The organism is Umezawaea beigongshangensis (assembly GCF_016464305.1).
Lineage (GTDB): Bacteria > Actinomycetota > Actinomycetes > Mycobacteriales > Pseudonocardiaceae > Umezawaea_A > Umezawaea_A beigongshangensis.
Window position 1 is genome coordinate 165,640 of sequence record NZ_JAEIOJ010000005.1, and the last position, 14,487, is coordinate 180,126.

15 protein-coding genes are annotated in these 14,487 nt (G+C 68.5%); 11 read left to right on the forward strand and 4 right to left on the reverse strand.

Annotation, left to right across the window (positions count from 1 at the left end; translation table 11 throughout):
* Positions 1 to 35: 35 nt before the first annotated feature.
* Positions 36 to 3,932: a DNA-directed RNA polymerase subunit beta' gene (locus IMZ35_RS15260; protein ID WP_199441739.1), complete on the forward strand. Its 3,897-nt coding sequence runs from the start codon at positions 36 to 38 to the stop codon at positions 3,930 to 3,932.
* 73 nt (positions 3,933 to 4,005) lie between these two features.
* Here the strand turns inward: IMZ35_RS15260 and IMZ35_RS15265 are convergent, their stop codons facing one another.
* The 4 genes from IMZ35_RS15265 to IMZ35_RS15280 all read right to left on the reverse strand — a co-directional run bounded on the left by IMZ35_RS15265 (position 4,006) and on the right by IMZ35_RS15280 (position 6,197).
* A complete protein-coding gene (locus IMZ35_RS15265; protein ID WP_199441740.1) occupies positions 4,006 to 4,443 on the reverse strand; it encodes a hypothetical protein in 438 nt (145 codons plus the stop codon).
* Entirely contained in the window at positions 4,440 to 4,886 is a 447-nt protein-coding gene (locus IMZ35_RS15270; RefSeq protein ID WP_199441741.1) for a hypothetical protein, read from the reverse strand. The genes IMZ35_RS15265 and IMZ35_RS15270 overlap by 4 nt, the downstream gene beginning before the upstream one ends.
* Before the next feature lie 111 nt (positions 4,887 to 4,997).
* Positions 4,998 to 5,264, reverse strand: coding sequence for a TFIIB-type zinc ribbon-containing protein (locus tag IMZ35_RS15275; RefSeq protein WP_199441742.1), 267 nt, complete (start codon positions 5,262 to 5,264; stop codon positions 4,998 to 5,000).
* 51 nt (positions 5,265 to 5,315) lie between these two features.
* Entirely contained in the window at positions 5,316 to 6,197 is an 882-nt protein-coding gene (locus IMZ35_RS15280; RefSeq protein WP_307868161.1) for a phosphotransferase family protein, read from the reverse strand.
* A gap of 350 nt (positions 6,198 to 6,547) precedes the next feature.
* Here IMZ35_RS15280 and rpsL point away from each other — a divergent pair, with 350 nt between their 5' ends.
* From rpsL to rpsS, 10 genes are all read left to right on the forward strand, one after another.
* Positions 6,548 to 6,922: a 30S ribosomal protein S12 gene (rpsL, locus tag IMZ35_RS15285; protein WP_015805295.1), complete on the forward strand. Its 375-nt coding sequence runs from the start codon at positions 6,548 to 6,550 to the stop codon at positions 6,920 to 6,922.
* The gene (rpsG, locus tag IMZ35_RS15290; RefSeq protein WP_199441743.1) at positions 6,922 to 7,392 is read left to right on the forward strand and encodes a 30S ribosomal protein S7; all 471 of its coding nucleotides are present in this window, start codon (positions 6,922 to 6,924) and stop codon (positions 7,390 to 7,392) included. Before rpsL ends, rpsG begins: the two co-directional genes overlap by 1 nt.
* Before the next feature lie 100 nt (positions 7,393 to 7,492).
* Entirely contained in the window at positions 7,493 to 9,595 is a 2,103-nt protein-coding gene (fusA, locus tag IMZ35_RS15295) for an elongation factor G (RefSeq protein ID WP_199441744.1), read from the forward strand.
* 141 nt (positions 9,596 to 9,736) lie between these two features.
* On the forward strand, positions 9,737 to 10,930 hold the full coding sequence (gene tuf, locus IMZ35_RS15300) for an elongation factor Tu (RefSeq protein WP_199441745.1): 1,194 nt from the start codon (positions 9,737 to 9,739) through the stop codon (positions 10,928 to 10,930).
* A 398-nt stretch (positions 10,931 to 11,328) separates the two neighbouring features.
* On the forward strand, positions 11,329 to 11,634 hold the full coding sequence (gene rpsJ / locus IMZ35_RS15305) for a 30S ribosomal protein S10 (protein WP_003938093.1): 306 nt from the start codon (positions 11,329 to 11,331) through the stop codon (positions 11,632 to 11,634).
* Between the two features lie 52 nt (positions 11,635 to 11,686).
* On the forward strand, positions 11,687 to 12,337 hold the full coding sequence (rplC, locus tag IMZ35_RS15310) for a 50S ribosomal protein L3 (RefSeq protein ID WP_199441746.1): 651 nt from the start codon (positions 11,687 to 11,689) through the stop codon (positions 12,335 to 12,337).
* On the forward strand, positions 12,337 to 13,029 hold the full coding sequence (gene rplD, locus IMZ35_RS15315; protein WP_199441747.1) for a 50S ribosomal protein L4: 693 nt from the start codon (positions 12,337 to 12,339) through the stop codon (positions 13,027 to 13,029). The genes rplC and rplD overlap by 1 nt, the downstream gene beginning before the upstream one ends.
* On the forward strand, positions 13,026 to 13,325 hold the full coding sequence (gene rplW / locus IMZ35_RS15320) for a 50S ribosomal protein L23 (protein ID WP_199441748.1): 300 nt from the start codon (positions 13,026 to 13,028) through the stop codon (positions 13,323 to 13,325). Before rplD ends, rplW begins: the two co-directional genes overlap by 4 nt.
* A gap of 22 nt (positions 13,326 to 13,347) precedes the next feature.
* Positions 13,348 to 14,181, forward strand: a complete 834-nt coding sequence (gene rplB, locus IMZ35_RS15325; protein WP_199441749.1) for a 50S ribosomal protein L2 — start codon at positions 13,348 to 13,350, stop codon at positions 14,179 to 14,181.
* 18 nt (positions 14,182 to 14,199) lie between these two features.
* A complete protein-coding gene (rpsS, locus tag IMZ35_RS15330; protein WP_015105260.1) occupies positions 14,200 to 14,481 on the forward strand; it encodes a 30S ribosomal protein S19 in 282 nt (93 codons plus the stop codon).
* Positions 14,482 to 14,487: the final 6 nt, after the last annotated feature.

The window sequence follows — 14,487 nt, forward strand, 5'->3', positions numbered from 1 at the left end:
GGGCACGCAATCAACCAAAGGGGAAGAGAGCCCACGTGCTCGACGTCAACTTCTTCGATGAGCTCCGCATCGGCCTCGCGTCGGCCGATGACATTCGCCAGTGGTCCTTCGGCGAGGTCAAGAAGCCCGAAACGATCAACTACCGCACGCTCAAGCCCGAGAAGGACGGCTTGTTCTGCGAGAAGATCTTCGGTCCCACAAGGGACTGGGAGTGCTACTGCGGCAAGTACAAGCGCGTCCGCTTCAAGGGCATCATCTGCGAGCGCTGCGGCGTCGAGGTGACCCGCGCCAAGGTCCGCCGCGAGCGCATGGGCCACATCGAGCTGGCCGCGCCCGTCACGCACATCTGGTACTTCAAGGGTGTCCCGAGCCGGTTGGGCTATCTGCTCGACCTGGCCCCGAAGGACCTCGAGAAGATCATCTACTTCGCCGCCTACGTCATCGTCGGCGTCAACACCGAGCTGCGCCACAACGACCTGTCCACGCTGGACAGCGAGATGCAGGTCGAGCGCAAGCGCGTCGAGAACAAGCGCGACGCCGACGTCGAGGCCCGCGCGCAGAAGCTGGAAGCCGACCTCGCCGAGCTGGAGGCGGAGGGCGCCAAGAGCGACGTCCGCCGCAAGGTCAAGGAGGGCGGCGAGCGCGAGATGCGCCAGCTCCGCGACCGCGCCCAGCGCGAGCTGGACCGGCTCGACGAGATCTGGAGCACCTTCACCAAGCTGGAGCGCGCTCAGCTGATCGCGGACGAGCTGCTCTACCGCGAGCTGTACGACCGCTACGGCGACTACTTCACCGGTGCCATGGGCGCCGAGGCGATCCAGCGGCTGCTGGGCGACTACGACGTGGACGCCGAGGCCGAGGTGCTGCGCGAGACCATCCGCAGCGGCAAGGGGCAGAAGAAGCTCCGCGCCCTCAAGCGCCTCAAGGTCGTCGCCGCGTTCCAGGCGACCCGCAACAACCCGCAGGGCATGGTCCTGGACTGCGTCCCGGTCATCCCGCCGGACCTGCGCCCGATGGTGCAGCTCGACGGTGGCCGCTTCGCGACCTCGGACCTGAACGACCTGTACCGCCGCGTGATCAACCGCAACAACCGCCTCAAGCGACTGATCGACCTCGGTGCGCCCGAGATCATCGTCAACAACGAGAAGCGGATGCTGCAGGAGGCCGTCGACGCGCTGTTCGACAACGGCCGCCGCGGCCGGCCGGTGACGGGTCCGGGCAACCGCCCGCTCAAGTCGCTGTCCGACCTGCTGAAGGGCAAGCAGGGCCGGTTCCGCCAGAACCTGCTCGGCAAGCGCGTCGACTACTCCGGCCGTTCGGTCATCGTGGTCGGCCCGCAGCTGAAGCTGCACCAGTGCGGCCTGCCCAAGCAGATGGCGCTGGAGCTGTTCAAGCCCTTCGTCATGAAGCGGCTGGTCGACCTGAACCACGCCCAGAACATCAAGTCCGCCAAGCGGATGGTCGAGCGCGCTCGCCCGGCCGTGTGGGACGTGCTGGAAGAGGTCATCACCGAGCACCCGGTGATGCTGAACCGCGCACCCACGCTGCACCGCCTCGGCATCCAGGCGTTCGAGCCGCAGCTGGTCGAGGGCAAGGCCATCCAGCTGCACCCGCTCGTCTGCGAGGCGTTCAACGCGGACTTCGACGGTGACCAGATGGCGGTCCACCTGCCGCTGTCGGCCGAGGCGCAGGCCGAGGCCCGCGTCCTCATGCTGTCGTCGAACAACATCCTCTCCCCGGCGTCCGGCAAGCCCCTGGCCATGCCGCGTCTGGACATGGTGACGGGTCTGTACCACCTGACCCGGCACAAGGAGAACGACCTGGGCGAGGGCCTGGCGTTCTCGTCCCCGGCCGAGGCCATGATGGCCTTCGACCGCAAGGTCGTGGGTCTGCAGTCGATGGTCAAGATCCGCGTGACGGACAAGAACCCGCCGAAGGACGAGACGCCCGAGGGCTGGGAGCCCGGTCAGCCGTGGCTCGCGAACACCACCCTCGGTCGCGTGCTGTTCAACGAGGTCCTGCCGCAGGACTACGCGTTCATCAACGAGGTCATGCCCAAGAAGCGGCAGGCCACGATCATCAACGACCTCGCCGAGCGGTACCCGATGGTCACCGTCGCCCGGACGCTGGACAAGCTGAAGGACGCCGGTTTCTACTGGGCCACCCGCTCCGGCGTGACCGTGGCGATCTCGGACGTGCTGGTCCCCGCGGCCAAGCAGGGCATCCTCGACGAGTACGAGAAGCTCGCCGACGCCGTGGAGAAGCGCTACCAGCGCGGTCAGCTCTCCTACGCGGAGCGCAACAACGAGCTGGTCAAGGTGTGGACCAAGGCGACCGACGAGGTCGCCGAGGTCATGGAGGCCAACTTCCCCGACGACAACCCGATCCGCATGATCGTGAAGTCGGGCGCGGCGGGCAACATGACCCAGGTCCGCTCGCTGGCCGGTATGCGCGGTCTGGTGACGAACCCGAAGGGCGAGTACATCCCGCGGCCGATCAAGAACTCGTTCCGCGAGGGCCTGTCGGTGCTGGAGTACTTCATCGCCACCCACGGTGCCCGCAAGGGTCTCGCCGACACCGCGCTGCGCACCGCCGACTCGGGTTACCTGACCCGTCGTCTGGTGGACGTGTCGCAGGACGTCATCATCCGCGAGGTCGACTGCGGCACCACCCGCGGCGTCAACCTCACGGTGGGCGAGGACCTGGGCGACAAGACGGTCCTGCACGAGTACGCGCAGACCAGCGTCTACGCCCGCACCCTGGCGGACGACCTGCGCGACGCCAACGGCGACCTGATCCTCAACCGCGGCGACGACCTGGGCGACCCCGCCCTGGAGAAGCTGGTCTCCGCCGGCGTCACCAGGGTCAAGGTCCGCTCGGTGCTGACCTGCGAGTCGGCGGTCGGCGTGTGCGCGAGCTGCTACGGCCGCTCGATGGCGACCGGCAAGCTGGTCGACGTCGGCGAGGCCGTCGGCATCGTCGCCGCCCAGTCCATCGGTGAGCCCGGCACGCAGCTGACGATGCGCACCTTCCACCAGGGTGGTGTCGCCGGTGACGACATCACGACCGGTCTGCCCCGTGTGCAGGAGCTCTTCGAGGCTCGTGTGCCGAAGGGCAAGGCGCCCATCGCGGACGTCGACGGCCGGGTGCGCCTGGAGGACAGCGACCGCTTCTGGAAGATCACCCTCATCCCGGACGACGGGTCCGAGGAGATCGTCTTCGACAAGCTGTCGAAGCGCCAGCGGCTCGCGAACACCCCCACCGGCCCGCTGTCGGACGGCGACCACGTGTCCGTCGGCCAGCAGCTGCTGGAGGGCACCCCGGACCCGCACGAGGTGCTGCGGGTCATGGGTCCGCGCGAGGCCCAGCTCCACCTCGTCAACGAGGTGCAGAAGGTGTACCGCGCGCAGGGTGTGGCGATCCACGACAAGCACATCGAGGTGATCGTCCGGCAGATGCTGCGCCGGGTCACGATCATCGACTCGGGTGCGACGGAGTTCCTGCCGGGCTCGCTGGTCGAGCGCGCGGAGTTCGAGTCGGAGAACCGCCGCGTCGTCGCCGAGGGCGGCGAGCCGGCTGCCGGCCGTCCGGTGCTGATGGGCATCACGAAGGCGTCGCTGGCCACGGACTCGTGGTTGTCGGCGGCCTCCTTCCAGGAGACCACGCGTGTTCTGACCGACGCCGCGATCAACGGCCGGTCCGACAAGCTGATCGGCCTGAAGGAGAACGTGATCATCGGCAAGTTGATCCCGGCCGGTACGGGCATCAACAGGTACCGCAACATCCAGGTCCAGCCGACGGAGGAAGCGCGGGCCGCGGCCTACGCCATCCCGTCCTACGACGACGGCTACTACACGCCGGACGTCTTCGGCACGGGCACGGGTGCGGCCGTTCCGCTGGACGACTACGACTTCGGCCGCGACTACCGCTGACCGACGTCTCCACGAGAGGGGCCCCCGGAGCACTGCTCCGGGGGCCCCTCTCGTCGTCGCGGGGTGTCCGTCGTCAGCGGCGGCGGCGGACGAGCGCCCTGGCCCGTGCCACGAGGTCGTCCACCACGGCGGGGTCGGTGATCGGCGGTGCGCCGCTCTCGTCGTCGCAGCAGCTCGGCTTCGTGCGGCGGTCGGCGGAGCGGGGGCGCACGTCGGCCAGCTCGTACAGCAGTTCGTAGACGTTGCGACCGGGATCGGCGTCGTCGTGCGCGCCCACCAGCAGCACCCACGCCGTGTCGTCGCCGGGGAACGCCACCACGACCCGGTCGGCGCCCCGCAGGTGCCGCACGCACAGCCGGGGCAGCGGCTCCGGCCCGGTGACGCGGTAGCCGAGCGCGGCGCACCCCTCGTGGGAGAGCGCGTCGAGGAACCGCTCGTATGCCTGGCGGGCCGTGCCGCGCAGTCCGGCCGCCTGAGCGGTGGCGACCGGGGTCTCGACGACCCGGATCAACCGGTCCTGACCACGCGGCCCTCGCCCGCGCGCATCTGCGCCAGGCTCTCCGCCAGGTCGTCGCGCTCGCGCAGCGCCCGGTCGCTCAGCCTGCGGTGCACCTCGTCGAGCAGGCCGCGGGTCCGTCCCGCCACGCGCAGCTCGGCCACGAGGTGCAGCACCTCGTGCACCCGGCTCGTGTCGAGCAGCATCCTGGGCTTCTCGCTGTGCACGGTCAGCACTCCCTCGCGCGCCCACGCCCGCACGGTCTTCTCCGTCAGGTCCAGCAGCTCGCCCGCGACGACGGGGCGCACCGGCGGCGCCTGGCGCAGCACCTTGTCCACGACGTCGGTCAGGCGGCGCCTGCGCTGGTCGTCCGCGGACAGCGTGCCCGCCACCTCCTCGATCTCCTCCACCTGTGAGAACAGCTCGCGGACGTACTCGGCCTCCGCGGTGACGGACATCGGGACCACCTCCCTCGCACTACCGATTATCGGGCCTCTTCTCGGTAGTCGCAATCGCGCGAACGGCCCCGCCGCGGGAAGCGACGAGGCCGTTCGGGAGTGCTCGGCGAATCAGGACGAGAAGAAGAGACGACCGAAGCCCTGCTTGCGGTGGCCGTAGTGGCCGCCGTGGTGACCGGCGCCCCACGCGGGCTGGGCCGGGTACGGCGCCGCGGCGGGCGGCGGCGGCGCGGGCTGCGCCCACTGGCCCTCCAGGCGGTTCAGCGCCTCCAGCTCGCCGTAGTCCAGGAAGACACCGCGGCAGCCGTCGCACTGCTCGATGTGCACTCCCATGCGGTCGTAGGTGCGCATGTTCGCGTGACACTTGGGACACTGCATCAGATCGAGCCCTCCTGCGTCGGATCGCTCCCCTTGGCGATGTGCTTCATATTAGCCGTGCCGCATGTCCGCCCCGATGCGCGCGCAGGCGTCGACCAGCGCCAGGTCGAGATCGTCCAGCGCGGTCCCGGTGCGCCGCGCGGTGAGCAGCGAGCGCGCCGCCATCTGCACGACCAGGGCGCGAGCGGTCACGTCGAGCGCGGGCCAGGGGTTGCCCTCCGCGGGGACGGCCGGACCGCGCTCGGCCCGGTAGGCGCCGAGGAACACGTCCCACTCGCGCGGCTCCAGCACGCCGATCGCGTGCAGCGCGGCCGGGCGGGCGAGGTCCCACTCCGGGTCGCCGGCGCCCAGGTCGTCCACGTCGATCAGCCGCCAGCCGCCGGGCACCGTCACGAGCTGGCCCAGGTGCCAGTCGCCGTGGGTGAGCAGCGCCCGCACCGGAGGTCGCAGCGGCGGCAGGGTCCCGAACGCGCCGAACACCTCGCGCACCTCGGGCCCGTCGTGCGCGCGCAGCTCGTCGACCGTGCGCAGGAAGCGGTCCGGCCCGGCCGAGCGGGGCAGCGGGGCGAGCTGGCCGGTGTCCACCCGGTGCAGCCGGGCGAGCAGCCGCGCGGACTGCTCCCACGGCGCGGCGTCCGGCGCGTCGGGGTCGACGGGAGTGCCGAGCGGCCACGCCGTCACCAGGCGGTCGCGCACCACGACGGGCAGGGGCGACAGCGGGGCGAGCAGCAGTTCCGCCAGCGCGGGGTGCGACACCAGGCGCAGCCGCTCGGTCAGGGCGGCGGCGTCCGCTCCGGGCAGGTGCGCCTTCACCGCGACCTCCCCGACGCGCAGCACCGCGACCTCGCGGCGGTCGGCGATCACCTCCACGTCGCCCTCGCCGCCGTACGTCCGTCCCACCTCGGCGAGCCCAGCCGCCAGTTCCCGCTCCACGTGGTCAGTCAAGCAGTGCCGCGCGCGGGCGCTGTGACGGGCGTCGCCCCTGTTCGGGACGCCCCCCGTTTTGACCCGTGAGACCCGAGCCGGGTATCTTTGGTACTCGTGCCCGACCCATGTCGGGCCGCTCCGCGTGCCTGTGAGCGCCGGGTGGACGGGAAGCTGTGCTTCTCCTCAGCCGCCGACGCGTCCGGGAAGCGGTGTCCTCCACTCGCAGGGACGCTCCGGTGTTGCCTGCGGACCTGGGAAAACGGGGCGACACGCCCGACCTCGGGTTACAGAGAGGGATCAAGTAAACAGAGCTCGGTCAGTTCCGACGAGACGCGAACGGAAGAAGCAGCCGGCGTATGCCCACGATCCAGCAGCTGGTCCGCAAGGGCCGCCAGGACAAGGTCGCCAAGCAGAAGACCGCGGCCCTCAAGGGGAGCCCGCAGCGACGCGGTGTGTGCACCCGCGTCTACACCACCACGCCCAAGAAGCCGAACTCCGCGCTCCGCAAGGTGGCCCGCGTGCGGCTGACCAGCGGCATCGAGGTCACGGCATACATCCCGGGTGAAGGCCACAACCTGCAGGAGCACTCGATGGTGCTCGTGCGCGGCGGTCGTGTGAAGGACCTCCCCGGCGTTCGTTACAAGATCATCCGCGGTTCCCTGGACACCCAGGGCGTGAAGAACCGCAAGCAGGCTCGCAGCCGCTACGGCGCGAAGAAGGAGAAGAGCTGATGCCCCGCAAGGGACCGGCCCCGAAGCGGCCGCTGATCTCCGACCCGGTCTACAGCTCTCCGCTGGTGACCCAGCTCATCAACAAGGTGCTGGTCGACGGCAAGCGCTCGGTGGCCGAGAAGATCGTCTACGAGGCGCTCGAAGGCGCCCGTGAGAAGAACGGCACCGACCCCGTCGTCACGCTGAAGCGCGCGCTCGACAACGTGAAGCCCGCCCTCGAGGTGAAGAGCCGTCGTGTCGGTGGCGCCACCTACCAGGTGCCGATCGAGGTCAAGCCGACCCGCGCGACCACGCTGGCGCTGCGCTGGCTGATCACCTTCTCCCGGCAGCGCCGTGAGAAGACGATGGTCGAGCGCCTGATGAACGAGCTGCTCGACGCGAGCAACGGTCTCGGCGCGAGCGTCAAGCGCCGCGAGGACACGCACAAGATGGCCGAGTCGAACAAGGCCTTCGCCCACTACCGCTGGTGAGCTGACACCGGGCCGGTGCGCGCACGACGCGCGCCCGGCCCGGTGCTCCCGGCACTAGTGAGCCTGCTACCCAGCTAGCTCAAGACAGGGGAAGACACCCGTGGCACAGGACGTGCTCACTGATCTGGCCAAGGTCCGCAACATCGGGATCATGGCCCACATCGACGCGGGCAAGACCACGACGACCGAGCGGATCCTCTTCTACACGGGGATCAGCTACAAGATCGGCGAGGTGCACGACGGCGCCGCGGTGATGGACTGGATGGAGCAGGAGCAGGAGCGCGGCATCACGATCACGTCGGCCGCGACGACCTGCTTCTGGAAGAACCACCAGATCAACATCATCGACACGCCGGGCCACGTCGACTTCACCGTCGAGGTGGAGCGCAACCTCCGCGTCCTCGACGGTGCCGTTGCCGTCTTCGACGGCAAGGAGGGCGTCGAGCCCCAGTCCGAGCAGGTGTGGCGCCAGGCGAGCAAGTACGACGTCCCGCGCATCTGCTTCGTCAACAAGATGGACAAGCTCGGCGCGGACTTCTACTTCACCGTGCGCACCATCTCCGAGCGCCTCGGCGCGAAGCCGCTGCCGATCCAGATCCCGATCGGGTCGGAGAGCGACTTCATCGGCGTCGTGGACCTGGTGGAGATGCGCGCGCTCACGTGGCGCGGCGAGGTCCAGAAGGGCGAGGACTACACGGTCGAGGAGATCCCGGCCGACCTCGTCGACCGCGCGAACGAGTACCGCGAGCAGCTCGTCGAGGCCGTCGCCGAGACCGACGACGACCTGATGGAGCTGTACCTCGGCGGCGAGGAGCTGTCGGTCGAGCAGATCAAGACGGGCATCCGCAAGATCGTCGCCGACGCCACCGCCTACCCGGTGCTGTGCGGTTCCGCGTTCAAGAACAAGGGCGTGCAGCCCATGCTCGACGCGGTCATCGACTACCTGCCCGCCCCCGTGGACCTCCCGCCCGTCGAGGGCACGCTGCAGGACGGCGAGACGCCGGCCTTCCGCGCGCCCAAGATGGACGAGCCGTTCTCCGCGCTGGCGTTCAAGATCGCGGCTCACCCGTTCTTCGGCAAGCTGACCTACATCCGGGTCTACTCGGGCAAGGTCGCCTCCGGCACCCAGGTCGTCAACTCGACCAAGGACCGCAAGGAGCGCATCGGGAAGATCTTCCAGATGCACGCCAACAAGGAGAACCCGGTCGACGAGGCCATCGCGGGCCACATCTACGCCGTGATCGGTCTGAAGGACACGACCACCGGTGAGACGCTGAGCGACCCGCAGCAGCCCATCGTGCTGGAGTCGATGACCTTCCCGGAGCCGGTCATCCAGGTCGCCATCGAGCCCAAGACGAAGGCCGACCAGGAGAAGCTGGGCACCGCGATCCAGAAGCTCGCCGAAGAGGACCCGACCTTCCGGGTCAACCTCGACGACGAGACGGGTCAGACGATCATCGCCGGCATGGGCGAGCTGCACCTCGACATCCTGGTCGACCGGATGCGCCGCGAGTTCAAGGTCGAGGCGAACATCGGCAAGCCCCAGGTCGCGTACCGGGAGACGATCCGCCGCAAGGTGGAGAAGTACTCCTACACGCACAAGAAGCAGACCGGTGGTTCCGGCCAGTTCGCCAAGATCCTGATCGACCTCGAGCCGCTCGAGAAGAACGAGGCCGGCGCGCTGTACGAGTTCGAGAACAAGGTCACCGGCGGTCGCATCCCGCGGGAGTACATCCCGTCGGTCGACCACGGCGCGCAGGACGCCATGCAGTACGGCGTGCTGGCGGGCTACCCGCTGGTCGGCATCAAGGTGACGCTGCTCGACGGCGCCTACCACGAGGTCGACTCCTCCGAGATGGCGTTCAAGATCGCCGGTTCCATGGCGCTCAAGGAAGCCGCTCGGAAGGCGGACCCGGCTCTGCTCGAGCCGATGATGGCGGTCGAGGTGACCACGCCCGAGGAGTACATGGGCGACGTCATCGGCGACTTGAACTCCCGCCGTGGTCAGATCCAGGCCATGGAGGAGCGCAGCGGTGTCCGCGTCGTCAAGGCGCTGGTCCCGCTGTCGGAGATGTTCGGGTACGTCGGCGACCTGCGGTCCAAGACCCAGGGCCGTGCGAACTACTCGATGACGTTCGACTCCTACGCCGAGGTTCCGACCAACGTGGCGAAGGAAATCATCGCGAAGGCGACGGGCGAGTAACCCCGATCCGGAGCACCGCACAGTCGTGCGGGCTCTCCCGGGGGAACTCCCCGGGGTCCGCACAATCGACCCTGACGTGTAGCCGGGTGGGCGGAAGATCCGCTCACCGGGCAAGCAAATGAAGTCCAGGAGGACAATCCAGTGGCGAAGGCGAAGTTCGAGCGGACGAAGCCGCACGTCAACATCGGCACCATCGGTCACATCGACCACGGTAAGACGACGCTGACTGCTGCTATCTCCAAGGTCCTGCACGACAAGTACCCGGACCTCAACCCCTTCACGCCGTTCGACCAGATCGACAAGGCGCCGGAGGAGAAGCAGCGCGGTATCACGATCTCGATCGCGCACATCGAGTACCAGACCGACAAGCGCCACTACGCGCACGTCGACTGCCCCGGTCACGCGGACTACATCAAGAACATGATCACGGGTGCGGCGCAGATGGACGGCGCCATCCTCGTGGTCGCCGCGACCGACGGCCCGATGCCGCAGACCAAGGAGCACGTGCTCCTGGCCCGCCAGGTCGGTGTCCCGTACATCGTCGTCGCGCTGAACAAGGCCGACATGGTCGACGACGAGGAGATCCTGGAGCTCGTCGAGCTCGAGGTCCGCGAGCTGCTCTCCGAGTACGAGTTCCCGGGCGACGACCTGCCGGTCGTGCGCGTCTCGGCGCTGAAGGCGCTCGAGGGCGACGCCGAGTGGGGCGAGAAGCTGATCGGCCTCATGGACGCGGTGGACGAGAACATCCCCGAGCCCGAGCGCGAGGTCGACCGTCCGTTCCTCATGCCGGTCGAGGACGTCTTCACGATCACCGGCCGCGGCACCGTGGTGACCGGTCGTATCGAGCGCGGCATCATCAAGGTCAACGAAGAGGTCGAGATCGTCGGCATCAAGGAGACCTCGAAGAAGACCACGGTCACCTCGATCGAGATGTTCAAGAAGTTCCTCGACGAGGGCCGCGCGGGCGACAACGCCGCCCTGCTGCTCCGCGGTGTCAAGCGCGAGGAGGTGGAGCGCGGCATGGTCATCGTGAAGCCGGGCACCACGACCCCGCACACCGAGTTCGAGGCGCAGGTCTACATCCTGTCGAAGGACGAGGGTGGTCGTCACACCCCGTTCTTCAACAACTACCGCCCGCAGTTCTACTTCCGCACCACCGACGTGACCGGCGTCGTGACCCTCCCCGAGGGCACCGAGATGGTCATGCCGGGCGACACCACGGGCATGACGGTCAAGCTGATCCAGCCGATCGCCATGGACGAGGGTCTGCGGTTCGCCATCCGCGAGGGTGGCCGCACCGTGGGTGCCGGCTCGGTCACCAGCATCATCAAGTGACGCTGGTCTAGTTTCACCGACCCCGATTTGGACCCGCACACCCATGTGTGCGATCCTTGACGGGTTGCTCGACGGGGCGGCCGTTTCGATTTCGGGCGGCCGCCCCGCCACGAGCAGTCCGCGCCCTGATTCCGCAGGGGACCCAGCCGTGAGGCAGGCGGTCCACGACGGCCCCTCTCGGGGACGTCAGGGTGCAGAGGGTCGAGCAGTGACGAGCAAGACCCATCCCACCGAGTCATCTCAGTGGGACCGGTATGTGCGGGCGGTGCGACACGCCCGACCGCGTGGACCGGGCACCGTGACACTTGAACAGGGGCGGAGCGCGCCAAGGGTCCCCAGCGGCCCACCGAAGGCACCGCACCGCAGCGGTACGAGAAGCAGAGGAACGGCAAGCCACTATGGCGGGACAGAAGATCCGCATCCGGCTCAAGGCCTACGACCACGAGGCGATCGACGCGTCCGCGCGCAAGATCGTTGAGACCGTGACGCGCACCGGCGCTCGGGTCGTCGGGCCAGTGCCGCTGCCCACGGAGAAGAACGTTTACTGCGTCATCCGCTCGCCGCACAAGTACAAGGACTCGCGCGAGCACTTCGAGATGCGCACCCACAAGCGTCTGATCGACATCCTCGACCCGACGCCGAAGACGGTCGACGCGCTCATGCGCATCGACCTGCCGGCGAGCGTCGACGTCAACATCCAGTAAGCGTTGGGCGCGGCAGTGTTGATCCCATTTGGGGCGGAGAGTAACGAGACCCATGTCTGACAGGCAGATGAAGGGGCTCCTGGGGACCAAGCTCGGCATGACCCAGGTCTTCGACGAGAACAACCGGATCGTTCCGGTTACCGTCGTCAGGGCCGAGCCGAACGTGGTCACCCAGGTGCGGACCCAGGAAACCGACGGCTATTCGGCCGTGCAGCTGGCCTTCGGCGCGATCGACCCGCGCAAGGTCAACAAGCCCGTCGCGGGCCACTTCACCAAGGCGGGCGTCACGCCCCGCCGTCACCTGGTGGAGATGCGCACGACGGACGCCGCTGACTACGAGGTCGGGCAGGAAGTCACCGCCGAGGTGTTCGAGGCCGGCAACGTCGTCGACATCACCGGCACCAGCAAGGGCAAGGGCACCGCGGGTGTCATGAAGCGCCACGGCTTCAAGGGCCTGGGCGCGAGCCACGGCACGCAGCGCAAGCACCGCTCGCCGGGTTCCATCGGCGGCTGCGCCACGCCCGGCCGCGTGTTCAAGGGCCTGCGCATGGCCGGTCGCATGGGCCACGTGCGTGTCACGACCCAGAACCTGACCGTGCACAAGGTCGACCTGGAGTCGGGTCTGCTGCTCATCAAGGGCGCGGTCCCCGGTCCCAAGGGCGGTCTGGTGTTCGTCAAGAGCGCTGCGAAGGGTGGTGCCTGATGACCACGACCGTTGAGGTTCGCACGCCCGACGGCAAGACCGACGGCAGCGTCTCGCTGCCCGCCGAGGTCTTCGACGTGCAGGCGAACATCTCGCTGATGCACCAGGTCGTCGTGGCACAGCTCGCCGCGGCTCGCCAGGGCACGCACAGCACGAAGACCCGCGGCGAGGTTCGCGGTGGCGGCAAGAAGCCGTACCGGCAGAAGGGCACCGGCCGCGCCCGTCAGGGCTCGACCCGCGCGCCGCAGTTCGCCGGTGGTGGCATCGTGCACGGCCCCGTGCCGCGCGACTACGCCCAGCGGACGCCCAAGAAGATGAAGGCCGCCGCTCTGCGCGGCGCCCTCTCCGACCGCGCCCGCGCCGGTCAGCTCCACGTCGTGAGCGGCCTCGTGAACGGGGACACCCCGTCCACGAAGACCGCCCGCAAGCTGCTGGAGTCGGTGACCGAGGCCCGTCGCGTGCTCGTCGTGCTGAACCGCACCGACGAGGTGTCGTGGGTGTCCGTGCGGAACCTCGCGCACATCCACGTGATCGCGCCGGACCAGCTGAACACCTACGACGTGCTCGTCAACGACGACGTGGTGTTCACCAAGGACGCGCTCGACGTGTTCCTCGCCAGCAAGTCCCAGCAGGGACGTGGCTCGGCGTCGGCCGTCGCGGGCTCCAGTGAGGTTGAGGAGGGTTCCAAGTGATCCCCGACCCGCGGGACATCCTGCTCGCGCCCGTGATCTCCGAGAAGTCCTACGGACTGCTCGAGGAGAACAAGTACACCTTCGTGGTGGCGCCGGGCTCGAACAAGACCCAGATCAAGATTGCCGTGGAGAAGGTCTTCGGCGTCAAGGTCGTCAGTGTCAACACCATCAACCGCCAGGGCAAGCGCAAGCGGACCCGCACCGGGTACGGCAAGCGCAAGGACACCAAGCGCGCGATCGTGACGCTGTCCGCCGAGAGCAAGCCGATCGAGATCTTCGGCGGCCCGGCCGCCTGATGACGACGAGGACTGCGTAGAGATGGGCATTCGCAAGTACAAGCCGACGACTCCGGGTCGTCGCGGTGCGAGCGTCTCCGACTTCGCCGAGATCACTCGGTCGACTCCGGAGAAGTCGCTGGTTCGTCCGCTGCACGGCCGTGGTGGCCGCAACGCGTCGGGCAAGATCACGACCCGGCACAAGGGTGGCGGTCACAAGCGGGCTTACCGCTTGATCGACTTCCGCCGCACCGACAAGGACGGCGTGCCGGCCAAGGTCGCTCACATCGAGTACGACCCGAACCGGACCGCGCGCATCGCGCTGCTGCACTACGTGGACGGCGAGAAGCGCTACATCATCGCCCCGGAGAAGCTGCGCCAGGGCGACACGGTGGAGAACGGCCCCAAGGCCGACATCAAGCCGGGCAACAACCTGCCGCTGCGCAACATCCCGGTCGGCACGGTGATCCACGCGATCGAGCTCCGCCCCGGTGGCGGCGCCAAGATCGCGCGCTCGGCCGGTGTGAGCGTGCAGCTCGTCGCCAAGGACGGCCCGTACGCCCAGCTGCGTCTCCCCTCGGGCGAGATCCGCAACGTGGACGTGCGCTGCCGCGCCACGATCGGCGCGATCGGCAACTCCGACCACGCCAACATCAACTGGGGCAAGGCCGGCCGCATGAGGTGGAAGGGCCGCAAGCCCACCGTCCGTGGTGTCGCCATGAACCCGGTCGACCACCCGCACGGTGGTGGTGAGGGCAAGACCTCCGGTGGTCGCCACCCGGTGAACCCGGCCGGCAAGCCCGAGGGTCGCACCCGCCGCCGCAAGCCAAGCGACAGGCTCATCGTCCGGCGTCGTCGCACCGGTAAGAAGCGCTGAGCAGGGAGGGAGTGAAGGATGCCTCGCAGCCTTAAGAAGGGCCCCTTCGTGGACGACCACCTGCTCAAGAAGGTGGACGTTCTCAACGAGTCGGGCAAGAAGACCGTCATCAAGACCTGGTCCCGCCGGTCCACGATCATTCCGGACATGCTGGGGCACACCATCGCGGTGCACGACGGCCGGAAGCACGTTCCGGTGTTCGTGACCGAGGCCATGGTGGGGCACAAGCTGGGCGAGTTCGCCCCGACGCGCACCTTCAAGGGCCACATCAAGGACGACCGGAAGTCTCGCCGCCGCTAGGCGACG

Excerpts from the sequence above, each read along its gene's own strand:
- rpsG (WP_199441743.1), top strand. The coding sequence starts at position 6,922 with ATGCCCCGCAAGGGACCGGCCCCGAAGCGGCCGCTGATCTCCGACCCG.
- IMZ35_RS15270 (WP_199441741.1), bottom strand. The coding sequence starts at position 4,886 with ATGTCCGTCACCGCGGAGGCCGAGTACGTCCGCGAGCTGTTCTCACAG.
- rplB (WP_199441749.1), top strand. The coding sequence starts at position 13,348 with ATGGGCATTCGCAAGTACAAGCCGACGACTCCGGGTCGTCGCGGTGCG.
- rplC (WP_199441746.1), top strand. The coding sequence starts at position 11,687 with ATGTCTGACAGGCAGATGAAGGGGCTCCTGGGGACCAAGCTCGGCATG.
- IMZ35_RS15275 (WP_199441742.1), bottom strand. The coding sequence starts at position 5,264 with ATGCAGTGTCCCAAGTGTCACGCGAACATGCGCACCTACGACCGCATG.
- rpsJ (WP_003938093.1), top strand. The coding sequence starts at position 11,329 with ATGGCGGGACAGAAGATCCGCATCCGGCTCAAGGCCTACGACCACGAG.
- rpsL (WP_015805295.1), top strand. The coding sequence starts at position 6,548 with ATGCCCACGATCCAGCAGCTGGTCCGCAAGGGCCGCCAGGACAAGGTC.
- rplD (WP_199441747.1), top strand. The coding sequence starts at position 12,337 with ATGACCACGACCGTTGAGGTTCGCACGCCCGACGGCAAGACCGACGGC.
- rpsS (WP_015105260.1), top strand. The coding sequence starts at position 14,200 with ATGCCTCGCAGCCTTAAGAAGGGCCCCTTCGTGGACGACCACCTGCTC.